A 26,960-nucleotide genomic window follows, 5' to 3' on the forward strand; every position below is an offset into this window, starting at 1 on the left:
AACAACAAGGCTATTGCCCTTCTTAATGCTGGCAGAATCGAAGAGGCATACAAGGCAAGTACAATTGCCTATAATTATCGTCCAAGCAGTCCTATAGTTTTATATTGGAGAGGATTTATTTTAGAGATGCTTGGAAGATATGACGCTGCATTAAGGGTTTATGATAAGCTCATTGTCATTGACGGGGAAAACCCTGAAGTCTGGAATGCAAGGGGCAATCTGCTGACTGACATGGGCCAGCTTGAAGAAGCCATCAAATCATTTGACAAGGCCGTTGAAGTATGTCTGGATGATTCCGAAATGGATGCAAGTGCCATCAACAGGATGGGAAATGCTTACATTGATTTGGGTAAATTTGATGAGGCATTGGAATGCTTTAACAAAGCAATATCTTTAGAAAAATACAATATTGACTTTTTACTTAACAAGGGTGTTGTTTTAATGGAATTGGGTAAGTTTGAAGAAGCTGTTGATAGTTTCAACAAGGTATTGCTTCGAAACCCTGATAATGAGGATGCATTTTTCTTGAAAGAAGAATGTTTGGAAAACTTTTAGACATTTGCATTTTTTAATGTAGATGGCATTATTTTATTTTGTTTATTTTCTAATCATCATAGATTATTTTAAAAATAGCTATAAAATTTCAAGTAGTTTTTAAGGTAAGGTTAGTTTTAATTATATTTGTATTCAATATAATTAAAACAAAATCGGTGATGGTTTTCGTGTTGATTATTTTTTGTATTTTTTGATTAGACTGATTCCCCAATCTGTCATTTCATCAGCTTTCTTCTGTGAGTCGGACTCCGCAAAGCATCTGAATATTGGTTCAGTTCCTGATGGTCTGATGATTACCCAGCCATCATCTTTTAGGATTTTAACACCGTCTGTTAAGTCCAGTTTGAAATCTGTAGTGCTTTTGATTTCATCTGCAATGCTTGACATTACAAATTCCTTTTCATCGTCAGGACATTCGATTTTCATCTTTTTGGCATAATATACAGGAAGTTCCGCCACAAGTTCGGATAAAGGCTTTTTCTCTTTTGCAACGATTTCGAGGATTTTGGCAACGGTCATAACAGCATCTCTTCCGTAAACAAAGTCCGGAAAGATAAGTCCTCCGTTTTCCTCTCCTCCGAATAGTCCGTCTTCATCCTTGAGTTTGCGTGCAACAAGCAAATCTCCAACTGCAGTAGCTATTACTTCACCGTTGTATTCTTCTGCAACGTCATAAATTGCCTGGGAAGTTGCAACGGTAGTTACGATGATTCCTCCATCGTTTTCCTTAAGCATCTGCTTTTCGACAAGGGTGAATGTCTTATCTCCCAGAACAAAATTTCCCTTCTCGTCAATGCATATGGTTCTGTCAGCGTCACCGTCGTGTGCAAGACCGATGTCTGCGCCCAATTCCTTTACAACGCTGATTAGTTCCTGCAGGTTTTCTTCAATAGGTTCAGGGTCACGGCCTGGGAAAAATCCGTCCGGCTGAGCGTTGAGGGTTGTCACTTCACAGCCGAGCTTTCTTATAAGGTATGGTGCGGTGTAGCATCCGGCTCCGGATCCGCAATCCACTACCACCTTAAGTTTAGCATCGCGAATTGCCTCCACGTCCACTTTTGAGACTGCTTCGTCAACATATTCCTCTATGATTTTGTCATTGTGATAAATCTGGCCGATTTCATGGAAAGGAACTCTGTCCGGTTCCTCATCGAAGTACAGTTTTTCAATGGCCAAATCCATTTCATCAGGTATTCCGATACCGAATTCATCTAAAAACTTAAGTCCGTTATATTTCGGAGGGTTGTGTGAAGCGGTAATCATTACTCCGCCGTCATAGTATTTGCGAACTGCATATTGAACACCGGGTGTAGGTAAAATTCCTAAATCCACCACGTCACATCCGCTTGATAAAAGTCCAGCTTTGACTGCTTCTTTTAGCATTGGTGTGGATGTTCTTGGGTCTCCTCCAACAGCTACGGTTCCCTTAATCTGTGTACCGTAGCAGGCTGCCAGTCTTGATGCAAACTCAGGAGTCAAAACGTCATTTGCGGTTCTTCTAACTCCAAAAGTTCCAAATAATCTTTTTTTATCAGACATGTTATTGTTTCCTATACATTTTAATATAATGATTTTTGTCTTTTGATAAATAAAAAGATATTTGTTAACCGGTTATTTTTAGGCCATCTCCACTTGATAAAATCACCTCCAGTTCGGAATTGTATTCGGTGATTTTGCCTGTAACTTCAACCTTCTTATTTTTAAAGTCTTCAATGTCAAAGCTATTCGATTGAATTTCTGCCGCCTGCCTTTCAAAGATTACCAGAGACATCTGGCCCGTCCCGTCGTTTATAGTTAGAAAATAGCTGCTTTTGGAGGCTGATGATGCAATGTCTGTAATCACGCAGTCAATACACACCTCCTCATCAATCATCCCTCGATTTATGTCTTCTATTTTCACTTTTTTAACTTCAATCGTTGGCGTAAATATAATCAGGCCGATTATTCCAATAAGTGAGGTAATCAAAGCTATTCTCAGTAATTTGTCGTCTGTAATTTCCATATCTTTTCATTGTCAGTCATGTTAAAAATAGTCGATAGGATTTCAACTTGTAAAATTTAATTAGGAGTGTAAATATAGTATTAGTATGTTTGAAAATCTTACAAAAACTGAACTTTATGCAATGCTTACCGGCATTTTTACCGCCTCACTGATTGTATCAAATATCATCGCAGGTAAGACATTCGACTTTTTCTCATTCACCCTTCCCTGCGGAGTCATCATATTTCCGATAATCTACATAGTAAATGATGTTCTCGCTGAAGTGTACGGCTATGAAAAGGCAAGAAAGGTAATCTTGTTGGGATTTTTAATGAATCTTGTTGCCGTAATATGCTATAACATAACAATCATGCTTCCGGCACCGGTGTTTTTTGAAAATTCAGATGCTTTTGGTGTGGTTTTGGGATCTACTTTCAGATTGCTGGTTGCAAGTTTCGTTGCTTATCTGGTGGGCTCTCTTGTCAATGCCAAAATGATGGTTGTAATGAAAAAATGGGATGATGACAAGCTGTTTTTAAGATGCATCGTTTCAACACTGTTCGGTGAAGGTCTTGATGCAATAATTTTCATTTTCATCGCATTTTTAGGAACAATGCCCTTTGAAGCACTCATTTTAATGATTGTGGCACAGGCACTGTTTAAGACAATATATGAAATGATAGTCTATCCTTTAACAAGATATGTTATCGGGGCCGTTAAGGCGCTTCCCGACAACTAGTTTCCGGTATTGTACATGGATATAAGTCTTTCAACGGTATCCGCATCCATCGGGCTTTTATCCTTTCTTATATTTTTGACGACAGGGAACCTTAATGAGTATCCTGTTTCATATTCCGGAGATTCGACGATTTCTGAAAATGCAATTTCGAGAACTATTTTAGGTTCCACCTTGATTTCACGGCCTTTTGTTGATATTTCAAGCTCCTTCATTTTGCCGGTGAGATATTCCAAAGTGGCATCGTCAAGACCTGTTGCTGCATATGCGACGGTTTTAAAGTCGTCGTTTTCATCTCTAAGTGCCACCAGGTATGATCCGACGAAATCTCCTCTTTTTCCGATTCCGTATGTTCCTCCAACGATTACCATATCCAGGGTTTCAGGCTCTGCCTTGTATTTGAGCATCTTTTTGCCTCTAAGTCCTGGAATGTAGGGTTCCTTGCAGTCCTTAATCATGATTCCTTCATGGCCTCCGTCAATGGAGGTTTCAAAGAGCTCCTGAAGTTCTGCAATGTTTTCGGGGGTTCCCACTTTCATTGTACTCAGGTTCATCTCATCAACTGATGTGTCCACAATCTCTTCAAGGATTTCACGCCTTTTTTTGAGAGGCTCGTCAATCATCGGAACCTTGTAGTACAATACGTCAAACAGGAATAATTTCAATGGAACATTCTCCATTGCCTCTTCCACATTGTGTTTTCGCCTTACTCTGTGCAGGATGTTCTGGAAAGGCAGAGGCTTGCCGTTTCTTGTAGCTATCACTTCACCTTCCACGATGTAGTCCTCATGGGGCAGGTTTTCGTCAAAAAGCTCGACGATTTCAGGAAGTGCGGGGGTGATGTTTTCAAGTCTGCGTGTAAATATCTTGATTTCATCGCCGTTTCTGTGAACCTGCAATCTGATTCCGTCGTATTTGGTCTCACAAATCGCACAGCCCATTTCAGGTATGATTTCATCCAAAGGCGGTGCAAGCTGTGCAAGCATAGGCTTTACAGGTGTTCCGGGTGTCAGGTTAAGTTTTTCAAGGCCTTCAGCACCCTCCTCTTTTGCGGTTCTTGCAACAACGGAAAAGTCATTTGTAAGCATCTGTGCCCTTTCAACAATCTTTTTGTCGATGTCAAAGGCCTGGGCTATTGCGTCTCTTACCACTCCGTCTCCAACACCGATTCTAAGCTCTTCTGTAATTGTTCTTGTCAGATATTTGGCTTCTGTTGCGCTGGCCTGGGATAACAATTCCAATATGATGGCAATTTTGCGGTTGGTTGATCTTGACCCTGAAATTTGGGACAGTTTGCGAAGGCTGTTGAATACGAAATCGATTGTAAGGGGTTGTGAGAAAAATGTCATCTGGGATTTTTTGGCATACAGCTTGATGCATGCAAGGCCGATGTCTCCTTCGTCACGAACCGCATCCTCAACGGCGGCCTGTGTTGTTCCGACGGCTTCAGCCACTGCCCTTTCAACCAGTTTTCCTCCGATTCCAATTTCCTCTGAACTCCATGCCGGAAATACGACTCCTAAAATCAATAGTCCCACTTTTTCTATGGTGTCTGAATCCAGTTTTTTTAGAAATTCTGAGATTATTTCTGTCTTTTCAAGCCTTTTTGTTGTTGCCTCAAGCGCTGAATAGACATCCACAAGTTCCTGATATTTCATTAGAAATCACCTTTGGCAATTTTCACGGCACAGTATTCTCCGCACATTGCACACATCTCGTTATCGTCAAGTTCGCATTTGTCACGGTATTTTCTAGGCTTGGATTTATCTAATGCTAAATTGAACTGGGCTTCCCAGTCGAATTCCCTTCTTGCTTTGGCCATTGCCCTTTCACGGTCCCATGCTGAGTCAAGTCCCTTTGCAACATCTGCCGCTTCGGCCGCAATCTTTGATGCTATAACTCCTTCTTTTACGTCTTCAAGGCTTGGAAGTGACAGGTGCTCTGCAGGGGTTACGTAACACAGGAAATTTGCTCCGGCAGTTGCAGCTATCGCTCCTCCGATGGCTCCTGTGATGTGGTCATATCCAGGGGCAATGTCTGTTACGAGCGGTCCCAATACATAAAATGGAGCGCCGTGACATATTGTTTTCTGGATTTCCATGTTTGCCTTTATTTGATTTAATGGCATGTGTCCCGGACCTTCAACCATCACCTGAACGTTTGCGTCCTGTGCTCTTTTGACAAGTCCTCCGAGATTTACAAGCTCTTGAATTTGAGGGATATCGCTTGCATCTGCAAGACAGCCCGGTCTGAGGCCGTCACCTAGGGATAGCGTAATGTCGTATTCATAAGATAGCTCTAAAAGATAATCGTAATTTTCATACAATGGGTTTTCCTGGCCATTGTGGTTAATCCATGATGCCATGAATGTTCCTCCACGGCTTACTATTCCCATCATCCTGTTCTGGTTTTTCAGTTTTTCAACAAGGTCCTTTGTAATTCCGCAGTGGAGCGTCATGAAGTCCACTCCCTCTTTGGCCTGGTTTTCAATTGCCTTGAATATATCGTCAGGGTCCATGTCGATGATTTCCCTGTTTTTTCCAAGAGTTACGACTCCTGCCTCATAAATAGGAACGGTTCCGATACAAATGTCGACAGCGTCCATGATCTTTTCTCTGAAATTCTTCAAATCAGAACCTGTTGAGAGATCCATCAATGCGTCGGCGCCGTATTCCTGGGCCAATTTTGCCTTGTTTATTTCAAGCTCGATATCATCGATTTTTGATGATGAACCTATATTGGCATTTATTTTTGTTTTAAGGCCTTCACCGATACCGCACGGTTTTGAGTGGCCGTTAATGTTTTTAGGAATTACAACTAATCCTTTATCAATCAATCTAGCTAGTTTATTTACATCAATATTTTCATATTCTGCAACATATTCCATTTCCGGAGTGATGTTGCCCTTTTGAGCTTCACTTTTCTGAGTCAATGTTATCCCTCGAGTTGACTAATCATTAATAATATTGTCCTTTCAAGTATATAGAATTACTTTTTTAATATAGTGAATACATAATATTAATCAGTGGGAGGATTTTAATATTAGAGTTATATTTTTTGATACCGAAACAAGCGGGCTTGATTGCCGTGACTGCAAAATCATCGAGCTTGCAATGTTGATAGTTGAGGATGGCAAAATTGTAGAGGATTATGATGAATTCGTAAACATAGGAGCCATTCCGCCTAGAATCACTGAAATTACTGGCATTACAAATGACATGTTGAAAAATGAGGGTTTGGATGAGGAAACCGTAGCCTATCACATAAAAGAAAGGCTCACTCCAGGCACGCTGATGGTGGCCCACAACACCCAATTCGATTTGTCATTCGTTTTCAATCTCCTGAGCAGGCACTTTCCCGACGAGGCTCATGAAATCGTGGAAAATGTTGAGTGGCTGGATACATTGACAGTTTTAAAGGACAGAAAGGAATATCCTCACAAGCTGATTGATGGTGTAAAGCATTATAATCTAAAAACAGTTAATTTTCACAGGGCAATTGATGATACAAAAGCATTGTATGATTTGACATTGGCAATGAAAAGGGAGCGTGACGACTTGAAAGAGTACATTTGTATTTTTGGCTATAATCCGAAATACGGTGTCAGCGGACTCAGGTTCCCGTTCATAACATATAAGGCTCAGCCTTATCACAATTATGGGAAATTGCCTGAGGATAGAATTTTGCCAAGGAGATAATATAGTTTCTATCTAATATCAATATTGCTTTTTGTTTGATTGGAGATTTTAAAAAAAATAGTTTTTTACTGCAATGCATTTTGAATTTTGTAAGCCAAATCCAAAGCTTTTTGAGCATCTTCTGAGTTGATGATTCTTACAATATTGTAATCTGCATCAGATCTTAATTTGATGAAATCTTCGTAGATTTCACTTAGTTGTTGCTTGTTTAAAAGGGCCAATGCTATGCAAATTGCCTTATGGTATCCGATAGGTTTTTCAGAATACTCTCGAATATTATTAAACTTGCCATTGTTTATTATCCATTCTTCTGTATGTAGATATGTAGAAAGATATGCTCTGTTAATTATTGTTCTATGTATGCATTGCAAATCGTAGTTTTCATCTGAAATTTCGCATTTTTTTAAGTATTCTGCGAGATCAAGTAGATGTTGAGGTACGAATGCATGGGCCATGTTGATTACCTCAGTATCTATTTGAAACAGAAACATGACATATTTCGGCTAGATTTTTTATTCCTTCTTTTCTAGCGAAGTCATGCACTTCAAAAGCAATTGGTTCCCATACATCAAATATCATTTCACTTGACCAGTCTTCAGGTACTCTAATGATGAATGTATCTGAAGAATTGATGTTTCTAGGATTTCTTTCCATGAACAGTACTTCGCCTAGGCCATATTTCTCACTTAATGAGACGACTTTTTTTTCAAGTTTAGTTAGAAATGCGTCGTTTTTAATGGTTTCGCTTTCAGATGGAAACATAAGTGTGCCGTTACAGTCACTGGATATCATTGTTTTCACCTTTTTTTACAATTTGGAAAAATTGTATTTTGTCTGCCACACTAATACTATTGGACTAACAAGTATATAAACTAATCTATATTCTCTAAATTAAAATTAACGAACTTACATCAATTTTCAAGACCTAAAGCAATTTTACAGACTCAAAGCAATTTTCAAATTAATGGGTAAGGCAAATCAGGGTTGTCCTTTTTAGGTTTTTCTCCGCCGATTTTTTCCAAACGCATTTCCAAAAACCTTTTTCCGTCTTCGGTTCTTGCATAAATAGGTATTGATTGGCCAACGATTTTAATGCTTTCCGCCTCGCCGATTTCACGTATATTTTTTGAGGCGCATGCTGTTGCAACGTCACATATGTCAAATAGGGCTCTTGCCTCTTCAGGGGTTCTTTTGGATGTGTGGACAACGAAAACGTAAATGTTGACGTCTGGATTTTCCTGTTTCAGTTTTTTAATTTCTTCAGCATCGCTTGCAAGGGCAACTGTAACAGCAATATTTTTAAATCCTTTTGAAATTGCCAATTTGATTCCCTCAATCTGGTTTATGGTGGCAGTTTCAGGATCAACTATATTTTCTTTACCGATTTTTTCAATCAATTCTGGTATGGGGCTTGTTTTTACAAGGCCTGAAACCCGTCCTCCAATTCCCTGAACCAGTTCGGGTTCATTTACAATCAGTGTTCCACAGCCTTCAAGAACCATCACGACGCAGTCAATGACTTCCTCATCAAGCAGTGTGCACATTATTTCTGATATTCCAAAGTTTAGGAAGTCTTTCATTCTCAATTGTCTGTTTGGAGTGCACATTCCAAAATCATCGATTCTGAATTGTATGTTTTTTTCAATAACCTCTTTGGTGAGCTTTTTGATTCCTCGATGGTGGTCAAACAGAGGACAGTATTCGACTTCAGGTTCGCTGACGCTAACGACTTTGCCGTCTTTAACGGTAATTCGGCTCAATCCCAATGCTTCAATAATATGTTCGCTCATGATTGAAATATTGTCAAAAATAGTATTTATATTTTGGAGGGTGGGGAGTGTCGGTTCTCCCCACATTAATATGGTTAAATTCTTTAAAATGAAAATAGGAGGAAAGGAAGAAATTCGGGGGTTTCTTCCTTACATGTATTGAACTAACTGTTCATCCGGTGTGCTGTTTCCAGGCTTCACTTTCTCGATTGCTTCTTTGAAGTTTTTGTTTGGGATTTCATTAGCTTCGAGGTTGTCTCTTAGTGTGAGCATTGCTGCTTCACGGCAAACTGATTCTATGTCTGCTCCGACATATCCGTCAGTCTGTTTGGCAAGTTTTTTAAGATCCACGTCTTTTGATAGAGGCATGTTTTTGGTATGTACTTCAAAGATGGCAAGTCTTGCTTCTTCGTCCGGTTCTTTGACCTGTATGTGTCTGTCAAATCTTCCAGGTCTCATCAAGCCTGCATCTAAAATGTCCGGTCTGTTGGTTGCAGCTATGATTGCAACGTCTTCAAGTTCTTCCAAACCGTCCATTTCGGTTAATAATTGGTTTACAACTCTTTTTGTAACACCGCTGTCAGTGTCATTTCCGCTGCGTGCGCTGGCTATTGCATCGATTTCATCGAAAAAGATCACGGTCGGCGCTGCCTGTTTGGCTTTTCTGAACACTTCTCTGACGCCTTTTTCAGATTCTCCAACCCATTTGGACAGAAGTTCCGGACCTTTTACAGAGATGAAGTTTGCTTCACTTTCGCTTGCCACAGCTTTTGCAAGCAGGGTTTTTCCGGTTCCAGGAATTCCGTAAAGCAGGGTTCCTTTTGGTGGTCTTATTCCAAGGCGTTGGAATGTGTCAGGATGTTTTAAAGGCCATTCAACTGCTTCTTTAAGCTCCTGTTTAACATCTTCAAGACCTCCGATATCGTCCCATTTGATGTCTGGGATTTGAACCAGTACTTCTCTGAGTGCGGAAGGCTGGATTTCCTTTTGGGCATTTTTGAAGTCGTCGCCGTTTACCACGATTTTTTCCATAACTTCTTTTGGGATTTCCTCATCGTTTTGGATTTCAGGCAATATTCTTCTGACTACTCTCATTGCCGCTTCTTTACATAATGATTCGAGGTCTGCTCCAACAAAACCGTGGGTTGTGCTGGCTATTTTTTCAAGGTCAACATCCTCTGCAAGAGGCATGTTTCTTGTGTGGATTTCAAGCACTTCTTTTCTCTCTTCGGTGTCAGGCACTCCGATTTCGATTTCCCTGTCAAATCTTCCAGGCCTTCTTAAAGCCGGATCAAGGGAATCAGGTCTGTTTGTTGCACCGATGACAACCACCTGGCCACGGGATTTGAGACCATCCATTAAAGTTAAAAGTTGAGCAACGGTTCTTCTTTCAACTTCTCCGTTGGTTTCCTCTCTTTTTGGTGCGATTGCATCCAGTTCATCTATAAATATGATTGAAGGTGAGTTTTCTTCAGCTTCCTCAAAGTATTCCCTCAGGTTTTCTTCAGATCCGCCTACGTATTTGCTCATGATTTCAGGTCCGTTTATTGCGATGAAGTGAGCGTCACTTTCGCTTGCCACCGCTTTTGCAAGCAATGTTTTACCGGTACCTGGTGGACCATGCATCAGTACTCCTTTTGGAGGTGCGATTCCTAATTTTTCAAAGAGTTCAGGTCTTTTAAGTGGGATTTCAATCATTTCCCTTACTTTTTTAACCTCTTCTTTAAGTCCGCCGATGTCTTCATAGCTTACGTCCACAAGGTTTCCGACACCTTCGATTTTGCTTACGTCAACAGGGCTTTCGTGAAGCTGGACTTCTGTATTAGGCCCTACGATGACGATGTCTTTCGGGTTTGTGGACACTACTGCAAATTTGATTTCTTTCATTGCCGGTGTAAAGTCCATCAGTTCATCAAAGAGGCTGTTGAATCCTCTGTTCATGCTTGGCCTTGGTGCTCTGATTTGTGATCCGATAATGTCACCTTGAACCATTACCTTTCCGGCAAATAAACCGCGCACATCTCCCTGTACACGGATGTTATTTTCAATAGGAGCCAGAACAACCTTTTTTGCTTCGGTCGCTTTGGTTTTTTTGACTGTTACTTCTCCTCCGATGGTTGCTCCTGAATTTTTACGAACTAGCCCATCGATTCTTATTACTCCAAGTCCGATATCGGTTTGGGAAGGAAGAGCGATTGCTGCAGTTCTTCTTTCTCCAACGATTTCGATTAGATCTCTTTCTTTGATATCTAAATCGTCCATGACGTTTGGATCAAGTCTTGCAACCCCTTGACCGACATCCTTTTGGGAAATTGCTTCTGCAACTTTTAGTGTGATTTCATTTTCTGCCATTTCTATCATCTCCTTTTATGGCTGTAATGTATGTAATTGTAATGTGTCAAATCTTTTTGTTACTTTTTGTAACTTTATTGACAAACATATCTGTGTATGTTTTACTATATAAAGGTTTCGGTTTTGATGATTTTTTAAAAACAGTTTTTATGGCGTTATTTTTGAAATTTTCACAAATAAACTCAGTATATTTTTAAAATTGTGAAATCAATTTGATGTTATAAAAAATAGAAGCAATTAAGTTTTTATAACTTAATTGAAGATTTAGTTACTTTTAGACAGTTTAATATTTGTTCGCATATTATAAAACAAATTACCTTATTATTCCGCCAAAGCCTGTAAAGAGATTTTTCACATTTTCAATGTCTGCTTTTGAAAGAGCGGTAACCTCAAAGGTCAGGCTTATTGAATCCTCATCAATCTGAGGGCCGTTGTAGGCGTCAATCAATTTGACATCGATAATGTTGCCGAGGTTCATCACGGTTTTTTGTATGGTTTCAACATGTACGTTTTTGGAAAATATGCAGCTTATGGATTCTGTCTTTTTGTCCTCATTTTCTATTTTCCACTGGTAGAGCTCATCGTCGAGCAATATCCTGATGTTTGCTATACGCAGTTTCTCGGTTTTGCTGCCTTTTTTCAACACTGCACTCTTTCCGTCCACGCTTTCAAGAATTCCTGTGTGGATTTTTCCTGAGTAAATGTGTTTGAGGCCAACCTCTTTTCCTATGGATTTAAAAAGTATGCCGTATTCATAATTCAGGGAACCTATTGCCTTGTCACTTCTACCCAAAGCGTTTGTAATGTCTCCCATATGCTTTGTCGCATTGATTGCAATGTCCATGAACTTCTCATCGTCCTTATTGTTGATGGCGTCCCTAAGCTCGATTACCGCTTCCGCAAAGGTATTTCGCACTTTAGGTCCGTTGGTGTTCATGGATTGAATGTTGTATGTAAGATAAGGATTCTGTGAAACGATACGGGCAATCATATCTATCATCAGATTGTAAATCGGACTTTCATAATCTTCGGTTTCTGAGATGTCCACCTTAAGCTTTTCAATAGCCGAAGCGGTGGAAATGAATGAGAAATGGGTTAGAACCTGCACGATGCTCATCATGAAATCATGCTTTTCGGCAGTGGTTTCGATTATCCTCATGTTCTTGCCTTTGAGGTACTCATAAACCTTGCTGTACCATTTGCCTTTCGCATCGGGAGTCAGTACAATGACCTGATTGTCAAGGCGTGTGGTTCTCGGACCGAAAATCGGGTGTGTCGGAATGTATTCGATTGAATCCGGCAGGACCTCTGCCATAGTTTTGGAAGGGCCTTCCTTGACTGATGTAACATCAACCATGACTGAGCCTTCCTTCATGAACGGGGCGACTTCACGGATGACGTCGCAGGTATGCTGTATCGGCACGGAAATGACCAGCATGTCGCTTATGTTTGCAAGGCCCGCATTGGATTCGATATAATTCACGTTCATCTCTTCGGCAACTGCCCTGCCTTTCTTATGGTCTCTTCCGGTTATGTATACATCAAATTCGTCTCTAAAATAGTAGATGAGGGTTTTGCCCAAACCGTCACTACCTCCAATAATTCCAACATTCATTTTAATCATTAATTATTTTAAATTAGTAAGTATATAAATTATTAACTAGAAAAATTATTGATGAAACTATGAAGATTATAAAACAAGATACTAAAGAGGGAATAATTGAAGTGGTTCCCGAAACCCTGGACGATTTGTGGCATCTCTCCCATATAGTTGAAGTTGGAGACAATGCCTCTTCCAAAACCACCCGCCGTATACAGGACAACACCGGCGATAAGCTTAGAAGCGACAGGGGAGTTAAAAAAACATTTTACTTGGGGTTGGACATTGAAAACATCACTTTTCATTTATTTACCGGCAAGTTGAGACTGACCGGAGTCATCACAAGAGGGCCTGAAGATTTGATTCCTCTTGGATCACACCACACCCTTGAAGTCAAACTCAACACTCCTCTGACAATCATAAAGGAAAGATGGCCGAAATGGGCTATCAAAAGGCTCAACCAGGCAATTGACGCTTCCAAAAAATTGGCCGCAATAATCGTTGTTCTTGAAGACGATACCGCAACCCTTGGGCTTATGAGACAGTTCGGAATAGAATACTACGGCCCAATCAAGGGCAGCGTCTCAGGAAAAAGGATAGTCGACAAGAACCGCCAGAAAAACATAGTCAAGTTTTATGAAAAGGTAGTTGAGTCAATCGTCAAGTTCGATTCGATACAGAATATTGTCATTGCAGGTCCGGGCTTTGTAAAAAATGATTTCCATGATTATCTAAAGGAAAAGCATAAGGATTTGGCGAAAATATCCATCATAGAGCCGACAGGTTCCGGAGGCCGTGTCGGAATTGCTGAAGTTCTCAAAAAAGGAACAGTCGAGAAACTGACCGCCGAGAATAGGGTAGCTATTGAAATGGGGGCGGTCAACAGATTGCTCGAGCAAATTGGTAAAAACTCATCCAAAATCGCTTACGGCTTAAGGGAAGTCAAAAACGCAATCAATCTGGGTGCCGTGGATGAACTTCTGATTTTAGACACCAAGGTGGCCAGCGAAAACATGGGAGATTTGATGGATATGGTTGAAAACATGAAAGGAACCGTAATGGTAATAAGCAGCGAACATGAAGGTGGAAAACAGCTTGAAAGCCTCGGAGGAATGGCTGCGATTTTAAGATATAACATTTCTTAAATTTTATATAACATTAAATATCATATTTATATGTAGTAATTTGAATTTTTAAAACCAGTGATTTTTATGTATGCATCGATAATTATAGCATTGATTTTTGTTTTTGTTTTATCCGCAATAGGAACCTATGCTTTAAGCATTATATTCAGGTTTCTGGGTAAAAGAGGCTATTTGGGAAATCTGTTTCCCAATGTTCGTGGTGGAATCCCAAGGGGTATTGGAGTAATTCCATTCATTATTCTGTCACTGTATTTCCTGCCGGGATACAATAGCCTTATTCTAATCATTGGTATATGCGCAATCATCGACGACGTAATGGGAAGAAAAAAATCTCCATTTGGAATCGAATGGGGCCAGCTGTCAAGAGGCATTGGAATAATACTGGTCATGATTGCCGGTTTCATTGAAGGATTGGGAGTTTCTTCAATTCTGATTGCCCTGATGGTTCAGCCGCTCAACATTTCAGACATGCAGCCTGGATCAACATGCATAGTTACAATGATAATGTCTGTTGTAACAATACTTATCATGCTGATTATAGGTTCTCCGGAAGTTGCAGAGCTTCCTGCAATCTACACTCCACTGCTTCTGTTTGTAGTATGTGCAGGATACAGTCCTCTTGATTTTTCAGGAAAAATCATGCTTGGAGAAGTCGGAAACCACGTATTCGGCATTGCATTGGGAGTCTCATTCTATTTGGCCGGAGGCCTCATTGGTTTGATTGTACTTTTCATTGCAACCACTTCACTGATTGCATTTGTCAGAAGAAATACTCTGAAAGTATTCTTCAGACAGAACTTGAGATTATTGGACCCGACATTTGGAGACTACTTTATGGATGTCCTCACCGGTGGTGGATTAGGCGACATGATTAGAAAATGGACATTAAAGGACAAACAGCCTATGGTCGACCATCCTCTATTGATAAAGTTAGGATTTAGAAGGCTTTTGTATAATCCGCATGCGGCTCATCCGAAAAGTTATGTTCCAAAAAAGACTCAGCCGGTAAGGTTAGGCAGGTAATACCATGAAAGTGCTTCTTGTCGTAACCGGAAGAGGATTGGGTGGAGATGCCGCCATTGCCTTAAATTTAATCAAATCATTTGAAAAACGTGGAGTTGACTGTGAAATTGCACTTGACGAGTCCGCTCCTGGAATACTGTTTAAAAAGCATGGCTATTCATGGCATAAGATTTCAATTCCTCAGGCGGGAGGCCATGCTGCCACAAAACTGTCTGCTGCAAAAGGAGCTTTAAAGCTAATTGCCGCAACATTCAAGGCAAGAGGCCTAATTAGAAGAGAAAAATATGATTTTGTCATAGGAATTTTAGGTGGAGGAGCTATTGTCGGTTCTTTAGGCGCCAAACTTGCTCGAAAAAAGGCATTTTCATTGATTTCAACACCGCTGGACTCCAAGGTATGTCCTAAATTCAACGAATGCTTTATACTTCCGGATTTGGATAAGTTCAAATGGGACACACTTCCAAAAAATACAGATAAGTCATTCTATCCTCTGCCGCAGGATGCAGGTGACGGAGATGAGGGTGTCGGACTTTCCAAATTAAGGGAATTTCCTGATTTTGATGAAAACAAAAGGACAATCGTGTTTTCTTCAGGATCATCCATTTTTAAGGGAATGATTGATGGGGTTTGCCACGTTGCTGATTTTACAGATGAATTCAACCTTGTCCTGGTGGGCCTTCCATTGCATGACGAGTATCTCGATGAAATCGAAAAGAGAAACATCATCTATGCGGGATACGTTGACTGGATAAATCACCTGTTTAAATATGCAGACCTTGCAGTCTTAACCGATGACGGCGTTTCACTTCAGGAAGCGCTGTGCAGTGAAACCCCGATTGTCGCATTGACTCATGTAAAATGGGGAAGATACCAGAATATGGCTGGCGTGTTTAAGGGTGCCATTGTGGAATCTTCAGTCGATGATGTTGTAAAAAACGTCCAGTATGCATTCGATAATTTCGAATCCTTATCTAAAAATACTTCAAAATACGCCAAATTATGTCTTGAAGCGGGTGACGTCCTGGCGGATAAGATGTTAAAAAAAGTTGAATAGTGGTGTTATAACCACATATTCTTTATTATTTTGTAATTTGAATCTGTTGAAGGATGTATTTCTAAAAATTCAGCGTAATCATCCAAGTCATAGTCCATTCTCATCAGATATGATAAATATGCCACATCACTTGTTGATGACGGGGAAATTGAATTGATTCTGTTTATTTTGTTGTTTTTCTTGTCGAATTCCACTTCGGTATATCCGGTTTCACCAGCAAGTATGTTCCAGAATGAACCCGGTCCTGCAATTCCAGGAATTCCTATGGTTGCCTTGTCATCATCACTGCATTCGGTTTTTTTATTTTCAACAAAACTCGCTTCCATATTCAAACTCAGGGTTTGAGGAATGCACTCATAGCTTACCTTATTTGAGTATCCTGCCATGTTTCTTGCAGCTGTAATTCCCTCCATCCTTGCTACCGGTGTCAGCTGATATCCTCCGGTAACGTCTCCGGCGGCATATATGTTTTCAGCACTTGTTTTCATCATTTCGGTGACTTTTATGGTCCTGTCTGCATTAAGCTCGACTATGCCTTCAGCAATTTCGCTGTTCGGTGTTCTTCCGGTTGCAAAAAAAGGTGTTCCTTCAAGTTCCTTGCCGTCTTCGGTCAAAACCTTGTTTTTAAACGCCTCTTTAATGCTTGTATTCTCATATATTGTCACGTTTGGAATGATCTTTTCAAGGATGTATCTTCTTGCGTTGTCTCCGATTTCCTTTAGGAATTTGGATCTTGCAATGACATTGACATTGCTTCCAAGGGTTGAGTAGATATTGGCGATTTCACATGCTATGATTCCTCCTCCGATGATATTCAAGTTTTCAGGGATTTTGTCAAGCTTTAAAATGTCCTTGTTTGTAAGGCCATATTCGCTGCCCTTAATATCCGGAATAAATGGGCGAGCGCCTGTTGCCACAAGCAGATTGTCATAGCTTAGGCTTTCGTTGTTTACAATGACCTCGCTGCCTTCAATTCTGGCTTCACCGTATATGATGTTGTTTCCAACGCTTTCATTTTCCATCTGGTTTATTTCTCTCAGCATCTTTTGAGTTTCGACAATCTTTTCAACTATCTTTTCATATGAGATGTCCAGCTGGCTTTTGATGAATCCGTAATTGTTGAACTTGTTTGACAGGTCAATGAATTTGGTAATGTCTGTCAGTGCACAAATAACCATGCATCCTTCATTTAGGCATGTGCCTGCTATATGATTTTTTTCAATTAATGTGACGTTTTCTTTAAGTTTTCCGAGCTCGAGGGAAGCTAATCTTCCGGCAGGTCCGGAACCGATAACAATATTTTCCATTAAAACACCCTTTTAGATAATTTTATATAATATCAGTTTAGTAAATAATGTATATATTAAAATTTTGGAGATGAAATCATGTGTATTGCAGCACCAGCCCATGTCGTTGAAATCAATAGAGAAGAAAACTGGTTATATGCAGACTTCGGTGGAGCAAGACAACAAGCTAAACTGGATCTTCTGCCTGAAGTCGAAGTTGGCGATTATGTTCTTATCCATGCAGGTTATGCAATTGAAAAATTAACTGAAGAGGCCGCCAAAGAATCTTTGGAAGCCTGGGAAGAACTTCTGGAAATCCTTGAAGAAGAAGATAAACAGCTGGAGTTAGAAAGAAATCAATAGATTGATACTCTTGTCACTCCTTTTATTTTTAAAAATTCGTTTATTAAATCGCCTTTAACAGGCTCTTCTGTAATTATTGTTAATATTGGAGTTTTTTGAAGCTCCGTATCTTCAGCATAGGCTTGCCTTATGCCTATTCCTTTTTTTGAAATCAAATCTGTTGTTGCAGCCAGTATTCCTTCGCTTTGAGGTCCCACTTCTATTTCAATGACTCCCAATTCCAGATTTTTTGCAATGTTTTTTAGAAGTGTTCCGGCAGGAATGATATTTGAGAATAAGTTGTTGAGTTCTTCGTCTTCCTGTATTATTTCTATGGTTGACTTTATTGCTCTTCTGTCAACTTCAGCGGCTGTTGCAAGAGCCTTGTCGCTTATCTTTAAGTTTTCGCAGTATATTTTGCCGTCCTCGCTGATGGAGAGGCCCAATTCAATCATTTTTTCTGCAACCCTCATGCGTGCAGGATATTTTTTAAACTTTTCATTGATTCTTTCCCACATTTCAATCATCATTCCTACTTTTTGTACATTCAAGTTATATTATGTTCAAAGTGACATATAATGATTTTCATTTGGCAAAAAATAGTTTTCAAAATTCGCGAAAATTTAGATAGGGTTGCCAAATATAATGAAAATGTCTTAAAAAATAGTTAGAAGTAGGCTAGATGGGATTCGAACCCATGACCTCCCGGTTATCAGCCGAGCGCGCTAACCAAGCTGTGCCACTAGCCTATGAAATTCATGTGACAGTTAACTGTCAACACTTATACTTATATTAATTACTATATATAACACTTTCGGTTATACATAGAATTATATAAGATTTTTAAAAATTTATCTATTAATCATTTCGTTAATGGAGTCTGCCATAGCATGTCCTTCAACGATGATTTTTGCATTATCAATACCTTCAACACTTTCTGCTTTGATTTTAGCATCAGCAGCAATACGTGTGATACTCATACAACCAGGGTTGGTTGGTTTAATGATAATTTCAGCTTGATCTCCGTCTACAGTAATGTTTTGTACAATGCCCATTTCTACAATACTTACTCCCATGTGTGGGTCGTTAATTACAGAAACTGCATCTTTAATATCATTCACTAAATCTTCTGACATAAATAGTCTCCTAATTTTTGGTACATATAACTTTTAAACTAATGGTATATAAATTATTTTACTCTGTGCTTCAGTTTGACGCCTATACCATTATTGCATTCCTCCATTTCACGGCCTGTCATAACGGCCTTGCCGACTCCAACAACGGTATCGTCCTTAACCACAACGACTTCGTCGTTAGGAATGATGTTGTGGTCTGCCTTGTCGATTCCAGGTGCAAAAACGGTGTTTGTTGTCAAATCAAAATCGATATTTACAATATGGATGCCCAAATCCTTCAGGATTTCACCGCCAGGCAAGTTTAAGCGATACATTCCATAATCCTTATTGAGCATTGCCAGCTGGGTTCCATTGGATAGGATTTTTTTGTGATACATTCCCTTGGTTTTGACATTGTCGGGAATGAACTTGTCCGCATTTTCGCCGAACTGGTATTTTGCAATTGACCTTAACTCATGCAAGGTCTTTTCCCTTCTGTTGATTTTTTTATGGTTTTTAAGCTCCATCCTTAAATTATAAAGGGATTGCGGTGATGTTGGCCTGTCATCAACACAGACATTGGTAAAATCATCAAGATAAGCCTCTGCTGATTGGAGGTATCCTCCTGCGAGATTTGCTACAATCTCCTTTCCTTTTGTGTATTTTTCAATCAGCTTTCCGGTCTCTTCAATTTCATCTTCAGACCATTTTCCGGTTGTGCTGACGTCATAGGACTGAATCGGAAAGGTGTTTTCAAGTTCTCTTGGACAAATCCCGAATGGGGAGGTTACGATAAGCTCCTGGTATGACCTTGTCAGCTTTCTAAACTGCTGGTGTGATTTTGAGTTGGAATAGGGTTTTTTCATGCTGCACGGCAATAAAACTACAGTATCTCCAAAAGGTTCCATCATTTCCATTCTCTGTCTCCATCTCACCGCTTCGGGACGGTACAGGGATTCTTCACTTGAGCATATCACTTTCATTTTCATTCCTCAAAAGCTTTTATTAATTCGTTATCCAGTTTGATTAATCTTTCAATGTTATCGTCAGGCTCAGGTATTTGCCTTCTCCATTTTTCTATTACAAAATCAATGTCAACTTCCTCACTTCCGCTTGTCAGATTGTCCGCATGGGCAACAATCTTTTCTTCAAGGGTCTGTGGGACATATGACTTTTCGGGAAGTCCCAATGCCTTTGCTTCCTCTTTTGTGATTCCCGCACCGATATGCCTTTCAATGATATTTAGCACGTCATCAGCATATCCGTATTTTCTTGCAATCTCAACGCCTTCGATTGCATGGGTGATGCCGTGGGTTTTGGACCTTCCGATATCATGCAGAAGGGCGCCTTTTCGAATCAAATCACGGTCTGCCTCCTTAAAATTAGAAGCTATTTTCATAGCCTTTCTGCAAACCGCTATGCAATGTTCGATAACATTTTCAGGAGTGTTTTCCTTTCTGAGTAATTCCAGTTCCATTTTATCTATTGGTTTTTTTCATTAAAGGAATTAAAATTACTTTCGACCATTTTCAGGTCTTCTTTGATTTGTTTAATGTTAGCGGAATTGTCCTGGAATTCCAGCTCTTCCATACAGACAGGACATAAGAATTCATAATCGGAAGCGTCATCAAAATCAAGTCTTACATGGCCCTGTGGGCATATGAAAAACATATTGTTTTCTTCCCTTTCCAGTTCGTCATTGAGCATTTTCAAGTACTGTTCTGAATCCTTTTTGATGCGGTTTATGACTTCATCCTTTTCAAATTTCCATGAATATGTAAACCATTGGGTTTCAGGGTCTTTACTTCTTTTATAACTTGCCAATCCCATGTCATAAAGTTTGTAAAGTATTTTTCTAACGATATTTAATTTGATATCTGTTTTTTTGGCAATTTCCTCATCGGTTTCAACGCCGTCAATCAATGCTTCAACAATCGGCAAATTGCTTTCATCTTCAACAATATTGATTAATAAAGTCTTTACTAATGGATCATTTATCATTTAATTTCCCCTAATTGATTTTACTGGTTATCATAGTTTCTTTTGAAAATGAAAAATTAAAATAAATTATGATAAGTTTAATATTAATGTTTAGTTTTGTTTTTTTTATTATAAAAGTTTGACTATATTATCGTTTTCTGATGATGACGGCCGGGGTATGTGTTATCGAATCGAGGGCCTCAACTGTGACCTCATCGATTTCAGTGCCGAGCACCGCTTTAACACTGTGGATGGTTTTCATTTCAGTTGAAAGTGATTTCTGATAGTCCTCGGCTATATTGGCCATTTTAAGGGCATGTTCCACGCTCATCTTTTCGCTGCATCCAAGAGGTGTTGATCCCATGTTCTCGCATAATTGTCCTTTAACATATCCGAAAAACCCGTTGTCCGCATCGATGCCTTCTATTGCTATCGGAAGGCCTGTGAAATACTTGCCGTTTTTCATGTATGTGGCGTCGGTGTCTATAATCATCACGCAGACGTCTTTGCCGATTTCTGCCTTGATTTCCTTTGCGACCTTCTCGGGATTTTCAGGAAGAAGTGAGACGAATGTTCCGGGAGCATTGCTTAAATCGATTCCGGCTTCAGAAGCAGGTTTCAAGGCATGCTTCCATCCGTAGAGCTGGAGAACAACCTCCTTGTGGGCATTTGTCTCTTTTGGAAGTTTTCTTAGGTTTTTGATTGTCCTTTCCTTGATTCCGAGAAGTGGTCCGAAAACATATCCCCACAGGTACTTGCTCCAGACGGTTGTAAGAAACTTTGCGCTTAGCGACGGTGTGTATTTTGACTCATCCACCAGCCTGTTTTGTGAAACAGAAATCGGCGTTTCGGCTATCACCAGATAGTCTCCGTCCTGCATCAGTTCCTTTGCAGGTTCTGTGATGGCACTCAAATCATCATTCGGCTTGATGTAGCCGGTTTCGATTGGAATTACAATATATTCTCCGTTGGTTACGTGCTTGATGTTTTCTAAATTGCTCATAAAAATCTCAAATAAAAAATTAATTATATTATATATAACATAAATTAGTTTATAAGATTGATGGTGAAATCATGGCAAGGAAATTTATAACCTATTTTGACAAGCAAGGTGACGATTATACAGATGAACTGATTGCGGCCGTTAAGGACAAGCTGGATGTGGCTGAAAACATCAAATACGTTTTGATAGCCTCTTCAACCGGCCAGTCAGCTTTAAAGCTTCATGAAGCTATCGGCGATGAAGTTACAATCGTCAACGTTTCCCACAACGTAGGATTCAGCGGCGAGAACGAATCAGACATTTCAGATGAAATGATTGAGGAATTGGAAAAAGTCGGAATCAAGACATTTCAGGGCCTGCATGCATTCAGCGGAGCTGCAAGAGGTGTAACCAATAAGTATGGAGGATATTCTCCTTTGGACGTAGTGGCCGATACCCTCAGAATGTTTTCCCACGGCGTCAAGGTGGCAGCCGAAATATCCATCATGGCTGCGGATGCAGGACTCATTCCAGTCGGTGAGGAGATAATTGCAATCGGAGGCAGGGCCCACGGGGTCGATACTGCTGTTATTTTGACTCCTGTCAATTCGAAAAACTTATTTGACATGACGTTCCATGAAATTATTGCAATGCCTAGGGACTAAAATTAATATTTTTCAACATTGCACATAATTTCTAAATGCTTAAATAGTAGGTGCATTTATATAATAGTTACGATAGAAATATTTAACAATTAATTTTAATAGCAGAATGTGGGGTTAATTCGTGAAATTTATAGATGATGCAATCAAAGAATCTGAACAAAGAATGGAAGAGAAAGCACCCGAAAAAATCTCTTCAGACATAGATGAAGATCTTATTAATATTATTCAAGGTGTTAGAACTAATATATTTGTTGTTGGTGCTGGTGGAGCAGGAAACAACACTATTTCAAGATTAAACGAAATGGGTATCGAAGGAGCAACAACAATCGCTGTCAATACCGATGCTCAAGATTTATTTTACTGTCAATCCAGTAAGAAAATCCTTTTAGGAAGACAAACTTCCAAAGGATTAGGTGCAGGTGGAGAACCAACAGTCGGTGAAGAATGCGCTGAAGAAAGTGAAGACGAAATCAGAAATGAATTGGAAGGCGCAGACATGGTATTTGTCACCTGTGGTCTTGGTGGTGGAACCGGTACCGGTTCAGCTCCAATCATCGCTAAAATAGCTAAAAAATTAGGAGCTCTCACTGTTGCAGTTGCTACCATGCCATTTTCTGCTGAAGGAATTAAAAGAAGAGAAAATGCAGAACAAGGTTTGGAAAAACTCCAGGAAGCTGCAGACACTGTTATCGTAATTCCTAATGACAAATTATTGGAAGTTGCACCTAACTTGCCTTTAAACAAAGCTTTCATGGTTTCCGATGAAATCCTCGGAAGAGCCGTTAAAGGAATAACCGAACTGATTACCAAAAAAGGTCTTGTAAGTTTGGACTTCGCAGATATCAGAAGCATTATGAGCGGTTCAGGAATGGCTATGATTGGTATGGGAGAATCCGATTCCGGCGACAGAGCTTTGGAATCCGTACATGAAGCATTAAGCAGCCCATTGTTGGATATCGACATTTCCAACGCTACCGGCGCTTTGGTAAACATATCCGGAAGTTCAGATTTAACATTACATGAAGCTGAAAAAATAGTTCAGGTTGTTGCCGACAAGCTCGATCCTGAGGCAAATATCATTTGGGGTACTCAAATCGATGAAAGTCTCCAAAACATGGTCAGGACCACTGTGGTTGTTTCAGGCATTAAAAGCAACTACGATATCAATAATGAACCGGACATTGATTATGCTGATGAGGCTTCCGAATCAGAGTCCGCTAATGATCAATTAGATGATTTCATTGATGGAATCTTCTAATTCCATTTATTATTTTTTTTTCAAAAATGCAAACATTTATTAATGTTTAAGTTATAAATTATTTTATTACTATTATTTTATTATAATTCATTAAATTATGATTTTTTCATAGTTTTTTTATTTTGGGTATTCAAATGAACGTACAAGAAAGTTTCGATAAATTTATAAAAGACAGTAAAAGAGTATTGAAAGTATCAAGAAAACCTGACGGCAAGGAATACATGGAACTGGCTAAAGTGGTTTCCATAGGTGTTTTAATCGTTGGGGTTATCGGTTTTGTTATAGTTTTATTAGGTTCATTGATTGGTTTATAAAACCAATTCTTCATTTTTTTGATCCCAACTTTTTATAATAAAATTTTGTAATTTTACTTTTTGTTTCAAAAATCTAGTTTTTTGAAAAAGTTTATATATTATTATAGTTATAGATAAATATATTATAGAAATCTGATTTTCAAGACTTTTATTTTCTTGAACAATTATGGCTTTTATAATAACTTTTAACTTAATGTATGAATTTATCCTTTCAGATTATCTGGAGAGGATGATAATTTTGAACCTATCGGAGAATAGGGGATCGCTTAGTAAATTTTCACATCTGTGAATTACCTAAGAATCCACGTTTTTGTGGATCTTCATTAATTTAGTCAAATATTAAAAATAGGTGAATTTTTCATGGAAGAATCTAATAGTTCCATATATGCTCTTAAGACCTCTGCAGGTCAAGAAAGAAATGTAGCCAGACTCCTGGCTCGTAAAGCTAGAACCATTGATGGCGTAGGCATTTCTTCAATCCTTGTTCCGGAATCTTTAAAAGGGTATATTTTAGTTGAATCCTCAACAAAAATAGATCTCAGAAACCCTGACTTAAAAGTTCAACATTTAAGAGGGGTTGTTGAAGGTAGTGTAGGCATTACTTTTGATGAAGCAAAAAGATTCTTGAAACCAGAACCGATTATTTCCTCCATACAAAAAGGAAGTATTGTTGAGCTTATTTCTGGACCATTCAAAGGTGAAAGGGCGAAAGTGGTTCGTATTGATGAATCACGTGAAGAAGTCGTCCTTGAGTTAATAGAAGCTGCAGTACCAATTCCGGTTACTGTTAAAGCTGATCAAATTAGAATAATTCAAAAGGAGGCTGACTGATGGCTAAAGATACAGTCGAAGTTCTTATCGAAGGTGGAAGCGCAACTGCAGGACCTCCAATCGGCCCGGCTTTAGGACCTTTCGGTATTAACATGATGCAAGTGGTTGACGAAATCAATCAAAAAACTGCTGATTTTGCTGGAATGAAAGTGCCAGTCAAAGTCATGATTGATAGAGACACTAAAGAAGTCGATATTGAAATCGGTACTCCACCAACTACTTCATTAATCAAAGAAGAATTAGGCATCGACAAAGGTTCACACGAACCAGGTTTAGACATCGTAAATGACTTACCAATTGAAACCGCTTTGAAAATCGCAAGAATGAAATTCGATGCATTGCTTGCTAACGATTACAAAGCAGCTATCAAAGAAGTCATGGGAACCTGTGTAAGTATGGGAATTTCCGTAGACGGCAAAGACCCAAGACAAGCACAGAAAGATGTGGATGCCGGAGAATATGATGATCTCTTTGCAGAATAGATATCAATCATATAAAAATTAAATTAAAGTTAATAATGACAGTGTATATGACGTTATAATTTCGGTTATAATTGATATACTGTTTTTAATTCATGCAATCGTTTAAGAATTTTTTTCTTGTAAATGATACTCATGAAACCAAAAAAATCCAATGAACATAACGTTCATGGGGGATGAATATGACACAAGATGTAATTAACGCGGTGAAGGAGGCAAAAGAACAATCAAAGCCGAGAAACTTCACTGAGTCTGTGGATATTATTATCAATATCCGTGACTTAGATGTCAGAAAGCCAGAAAATAGGTTTAATGAGGAAGTTACTCTTCCTAACGGCCGTGGCAAAGATGTTAAAATCGGAGTCATCGCTGACGGGGAACTCATTGTTCAAGCTAAAGATGCTGGTCTTGACACTGTAATTAATAAAGGAGATTTAGAAGAGTTCGGAAAAGACAGAAAATCCGCCAAAAAAATGGCAAACTCTGTAGATTTCTTAGTAGCTCAAGCTGATATGATGCCACTCGTTGGTAGATTCCTCGGTCCTGTATTAGGTCCTCGTGGAAAAATGCCAAAACCAGTGCCTGCAAGTATCAAACTGGACCCTCTTTTAGAAAGATTACAAAACACTGTCAAAGTTGGCGTAAAACAGCAAGCTAGTATTCAGGTTGTTGTCGGAAGCCAAGACATGTCAGACGAGGAAATAGCTGAAAATGTTGAAACTGTTCTTACAGTCTTAGACCGCAATTTAGAAAAAGGAAGAAGTCAAATTAAGTCCATGTTTATAAAAACAACTATGGGACCAGTAGTGAGGGTGATCTAATGGCTCATGTTGCTGAATGGAAAAAGGAAGAAGTTAAAGAGTTAATCGAACTCATCAATAGCTATGATGTTATTGGTATTGTAGATTTAATGAACATTCCTGCAAAACAGCTTCAGGAAATGAGAAAAAATCTCAAACAGGATGCTGTAATCAGAATGTCCAAGAAAAATCTCATTGACTTAGCTCTTGAAGATTGTAATGCTGATAAAACCAACATTGTCGATTTATCCGAACATATGGATGGTCAAATTGCAATTATTGCAACCGAAATGAACCCTTTCAAATTATATAAAATTTTGGAAAACAGTAAAACTTCAGCTCCTGCAAAAGCCGGCGCTATTGCACCTGAAGACATTGTTGTACCTGAAGGGGACACAGGTTTAACCAACCTCGCATTTATGGGTGAATTGGGACAAGTTGGAATTCCTGCTAGACCACAAGACGGAAAAATCTTTATCCAAAAAAGTACCGTTGTAGTAGAAGCCGGTGAGGAAGTATCCAAACAGATGGCAGCTACCTTAACAAGATTGGATATTAATCCGATGGAAGTGGGAATTGACTTAAAAGCAGTATACGAAGAAGGATCTGTTTACACTTCCGATGTACTTGCAATCGACGAAGAACAAACATTAGCTGACGTACAAAATGCATTCAGAAATGCATTCAACTTATCCGTAAACGCAGCTATTCCTACTAAAGAAACAACTTCAACTATCATTACTCTCGCATACACCAGAGCAATCAATGTCGGTGTTGCAGGAGCAATCATGACTGCTGAAACTTCAGAACCAATCATTGGTTTGGCACAGGCTAAAATGTTAGCTTTAGCATCAGAAGTATCTGGTGTTGAAGGTGCTTTAAGTGACAAATTAGCAGACAAACTTTCCAACGTTGCTGTAGCAGCAGCTCCAGACGTTGAAGAAGTGGCTGAAGAAGAAGAAGTTGTTGAAGAAGAGGAAGAAGAAAAAGAAGAA

The 26,960-nt window shown here is 39.3% G+C and carries 30 protein-coding genes and 1 tRNA gene; 14 read left to right on the top strand and 17 right to left on the bottom strand.

All coding sequences use genetic code 11. The annotated features are described in order from the left end of the window. Positions 1–555, top strand: a 555-nt coding sequence (locus IJF99_RS09335; protein WP_292794553.1) for a tetratricopeptide repeat protein, incomplete at its 5' end; no start/stop codon positions are given. Positions 556–729: 174 nt separating this feature from the next. Here the strand turns inward: IJF99_RS09335 and glmM are convergent. Together glmM and IJF99_RS09345 are read right to left on the bottom strand one after the other, a co-directional pair. Beyond that, a complete protein-coding gene (gene glmM, locus IJF99_RS09340; RefSeq protein ID WP_292794556.1) occupies positions 730–2,094 on the bottom strand; it encodes a phosphoglucosamine mutase in 1,365 nt (454 codons plus the stop codon). 64 nt (positions 2,095–2,158) lie between these two features. Then, complete coding sequence (locus IJF99_RS09345) at positions 2,159–2,557, bottom strand: OB-fold nucleic acid binding domain-containing protein (RefSeq protein ID WP_292794559.1); 399 nt, start codon at positions 2,555–2,557, stop codon at positions 2,159–2,161. A gap of 85 nt (positions 2,558–2,642) precedes the next feature. On the opposite strand from IJF99_RS09345, the gene IJF99_RS09350 reads away from it, so the two are divergent. Continuing rightward, positions 2,643–3,275: a queuosine precursor transporter gene (locus IJF99_RS09350; protein WP_292794562.1), complete on the top strand. Its 633-nt coding sequence runs from the start codon at positions 2,643–2,645 to the stop codon at positions 3,273–3,275. Here the strand turns inward: IJF99_RS09350 and IJF99_RS09355 are convergent. Next, entirely contained in the window at positions 3,272–4,930 is a 1,659-nt protein-coding gene (locus tag IJF99_RS09355) for an ATP-dependent DNA ligase (protein ID WP_292794565.1), read from the bottom strand. The two genes, IJF99_RS09350 and IJF99_RS09355, sit on opposite strands and share 4 nt — an antisense overlap. Next, positions 4,930–6,204, bottom strand: a complete 1,275-nt coding sequence (gene thiC / locus IJF99_RS09360; RefSeq protein ID WP_292794567.1) for a phosphomethylpyrimidine synthase — start codon at positions 6,202–6,204, stop codon at positions 4,930–4,932. Before thiC ends, IJF99_RS09355 begins: the two co-directional genes overlap by 1 nt. A 118-nt stretch (positions 6,205–6,322) precedes the next feature. Here thiC and IJF99_RS09365 point away from each other — a divergent pair, with 118 nt between their 5' ends. Next, positions 6,323–6,970, top strand: coding sequence for a 3'-5' exonuclease (locus IJF99_RS09365; RefSeq protein WP_292794653.1), 648 nt, complete (start codon positions 6,323–6,325; stop codon positions 6,968–6,970). 65 nt (positions 6,971–7,035) lie between these two features. On the opposite strand, the gene IJF99_RS09370 is transcribed toward IJF99_RS09365, so the two are convergent. The 5 genes from IJF99_RS09370 to IJF99_RS09390 form a co-directional block, all read right to left on the bottom strand. Further along, positions 7,036–7,461 (bottom strand): hypothetical protein, encoded by a 426-nt coding sequence (locus IJF99_RS09370; RefSeq protein WP_292794569.1) that lies wholly within the window; start codon positions 7,459–7,461, stop codon positions 7,036–7,038. Continuing rightward, positions 7,436–7,762, bottom strand: coding sequence for a hypothetical protein (locus IJF99_RS09375; protein WP_292794570.1), 327 nt, complete (start codon positions 7,760–7,762; stop codon positions 7,436–7,438). Before IJF99_RS09375 ends, IJF99_RS09370 begins: the two co-directional genes overlap by 26 nt. 164 nt (positions 7,763–7,926) lie before the next feature. Then, complete coding sequence (locus tag IJF99_RS09380) at positions 7,927–8,760, bottom strand: methanogenesis marker 8 protein (protein ID WP_292794572.1); 834 nt, start codon at positions 8,758–8,760, stop codon at positions 7,927–7,929. Positions 8,761–8,889: 129 nt separating this feature from the next. Beyond that, the gene (locus IJF99_RS09385; protein WP_292794574.1) at positions 8,890–11,091 is read right to left on the bottom strand and encodes a CDC48 family AAA ATPase; all 2,202 of its coding nucleotides are present in this window, start codon (positions 11,089–11,091) and stop codon (positions 8,890–8,892) included. A gap of 313 nt (positions 11,092–11,404) precedes the next feature. After that, positions 11,405–12,715 (bottom strand): prephenate dehydrogenase, encoded by a 1,311-nt coding sequence (locus IJF99_RS09390; protein WP_292794576.1) that lies wholly within the window; start codon positions 12,713–12,715, stop codon positions 11,405–11,407. Positions 12,716–12,774: 59 nt separating this feature from the next. On the opposite strand from IJF99_RS09390, the gene IJF99_RS09395 reads away from it, so the two are divergent. The 3 genes from IJF99_RS09395 to IJF99_RS09405 all read left to right on the top strand — a co-directional run bounded on the left by IJF99_RS09395 (position 12,775) and on the right by IJF99_RS09405 (position 15,913). After that, a complete protein-coding gene (locus IJF99_RS09395) occupies positions 12,775–13,836 on the top strand; it encodes an mRNA surveillance protein pelota (RefSeq protein WP_292794609.1) in 1,062 nt (353 codons plus the stop codon). A gap of 66 nt (positions 13,837–13,902) precedes the next feature. After that, positions 13,903–14,859: a cell wall biosynthesis protein gene (locus IJF99_RS09400; RefSeq protein ID WP_292794611.1), complete on the top strand. Its 957-nt coding sequence runs from the start codon at positions 13,903–13,905 to the stop codon at positions 14,857–14,859. Positions 14,860–14,863: 4 nt separating this feature from the next. Then, positions 14,864–15,913: a glycosyltransferase family 1 protein gene (locus tag IJF99_RS09405; protein ID WP_292794616.1), complete on the top strand. Its 1,050-nt coding sequence runs from the start codon at positions 14,864–14,866 to the stop codon at positions 15,911–15,913. A 5-nt stretch (positions 15,914–15,918) separates the two neighbouring features. Here IJF99_RS09405 and IJF99_RS09410 read toward each other — a convergent pair whose 3' ends face one another. Continuing rightward, the gene (locus IJF99_RS09410; RefSeq protein ID WP_292794618.1) at positions 15,919–17,220 is read right to left on the bottom strand and encodes an NAD(P)/FAD-dependent oxidoreductase; all 1,302 of its coding nucleotides are present in this window, start codon (positions 17,218–17,220) and stop codon (positions 15,919–15,921) included. A gap of 78 nt (positions 17,221–17,298) precedes the next feature. Here IJF99_RS09410 and IJF99_RS09415 point away from each other — a divergent pair, with 78 nt between their 5' ends. Continuing rightward, complete coding sequence (locus tag IJF99_RS09415; protein ID WP_292794620.1) at positions 17,299–17,562, top strand: HypC/HybG/HupF family hydrogenase formation chaperone; 264 nt, start codon at positions 17,299–17,301, stop codon at positions 17,560–17,562. Here IJF99_RS09415 and IJF99_RS09420 read toward each other — a convergent pair. From IJF99_RS09420 to IJF99_RS09450, 7 genes are all read right to left on the bottom strand, one after another. After that, entirely contained in the window at positions 17,556–18,071 is a 516-nt protein-coding gene (locus tag IJF99_RS09420) for an amino acid-binding protein (RefSeq protein WP_292794655.1), read from the bottom strand. The genes IJF99_RS09415 and IJF99_RS09420 overlap by 7 nt on opposite strands. A 144-nt stretch (positions 18,072–18,215) precedes the next feature. Beyond that, positions 18,216–18,290, bottom strand: a tRNA-Ile gene (locus tag IJF99_RS09425). Positions 18,291–18,392: 102 nt separating this feature from the next. After that, positions 18,393–18,677: an iron-sulfur cluster assembly protein gene (locus IJF99_RS09430; protein ID WP_292794623.1), complete on the bottom strand. Its 285-nt coding sequence runs from the start codon at positions 18,675–18,677 to the stop codon at positions 18,393–18,395. Positions 18,678–18,730: 53 nt separating this feature from the next. Further along, positions 18,731–19,639: a DUF5591 domain-containing protein gene (locus IJF99_RS09435; RefSeq protein WP_292794626.1), complete on the bottom strand. Its 909-nt coding sequence runs from the start codon at positions 19,637–19,639 to the stop codon at positions 18,731–18,733. A gap of 2 nt (positions 19,640–19,641) precedes the next feature. After that, on the bottom strand, positions 19,642–20,133 hold the full coding sequence (locus IJF99_RS09440) for a TIGR00295 family protein (protein WP_292794628.1): 492 nt from the start codon (positions 20,131–20,133) through the stop codon (positions 19,642–19,644). A 5-nt stretch (positions 20,134–20,138) separates the two neighbouring features. Continuing rightward, positions 20,139–20,657 carry a transcription factor E gene (gene tfe, locus IJF99_RS09445; RefSeq protein ID WP_292794630.1) on the bottom strand — a complete coding sequence of 173 codons (519 nt, stop codon included), beginning with the start codon at positions 20,655–20,657 and terminating at the stop codon, positions 20,139–20,141. Between the two features lie 127 nt (positions 20,658–20,784). Further along, entirely contained in the window at positions 20,785–21,639 is an 855-nt protein-coding gene (locus IJF99_RS09450; RefSeq protein ID WP_292794632.1) for a coenzyme F420-0:L-glutamate ligase, read from the bottom strand. 71 nt (positions 21,640–21,710) lie between these two features. On the opposite strand from IJF99_RS09450, the gene IJF99_RS09455 reads away from it, so the two are divergent. From IJF99_RS09455 to IJF99_RS09485, 7 genes are all read left to right on the top strand, one after another. Further along, positions 21,711–22,283, top strand: a complete 573-nt coding sequence (locus tag IJF99_RS09455) for a pyruvate kinase alpha/beta domain-containing protein (protein ID WP_292794634.1) — start codon at positions 21,711–21,713, stop codon at positions 22,281–22,283. A gap of 121 nt (positions 22,284–22,404) precedes the next feature. Beyond that, the gene (gene ftsZ, locus IJF99_RS09460) at positions 22,405–23,541 is read left to right on the top strand and encodes a cell division protein FtsZ (RefSeq protein ID WP_292794637.1); all 1,137 of its coding nucleotides are present in this window, start codon (positions 22,405–22,407) and stop codon (positions 23,539–23,541) included. A gap of 134 nt (positions 23,542–23,675) precedes the next feature. Further along, entirely contained in the window at positions 23,676–23,855 is a 180-nt protein-coding gene (locus IJF99_RS09465) for a protein translocase SEC61 complex subunit gamma (protein WP_292794640.1), read from the top strand. Positions 23,856–24,215: 360 nt separating this feature from the next. Continuing rightward, a complete protein-coding gene (locus IJF99_RS09470) occupies positions 24,216–24,686 on the top strand; it encodes a transcription elongation factor Spt5 (RefSeq protein ID WP_292794642.1) in 471 nt (156 codons plus the stop codon). After that, entirely contained in the window at positions 24,686–25,168 is a 483-nt protein-coding gene (locus tag IJF99_RS09475) for a 50S ribosomal protein L11 (RefSeq protein WP_292794644.1), read from the top strand. Before IJF99_RS09470 ends, IJF99_RS09475 begins: the two co-directional genes overlap by 1 nt. 179 nt (positions 25,169–25,347) lie before the next feature. Beyond that, complete coding sequence (locus IJF99_RS09480; RefSeq protein ID WP_292794646.1) at positions 25,348–25,986, top strand: 50S ribosomal protein L1; 639 nt, start codon at positions 25,348–25,350, stop codon at positions 25,984–25,986. After that, positions 25,986–26,960 (top strand): 50S ribosomal protein L10 (locus IJF99_RS09485; protein ID WP_292794649.1); only part of this gene is annotated, 975 nt, incomplete at its 3' end. The genes IJF99_RS09480 and IJF99_RS09485, both read left to right, overlap by 1 nt.

Source organism: Methanobrevibacter sp. (assembly GCF_017406825.1).
Lineage (GTDB): Archaea > Methanobacteriota > Methanobacteria > Methanobacteriales > Methanobacteriaceae > Methanocatella.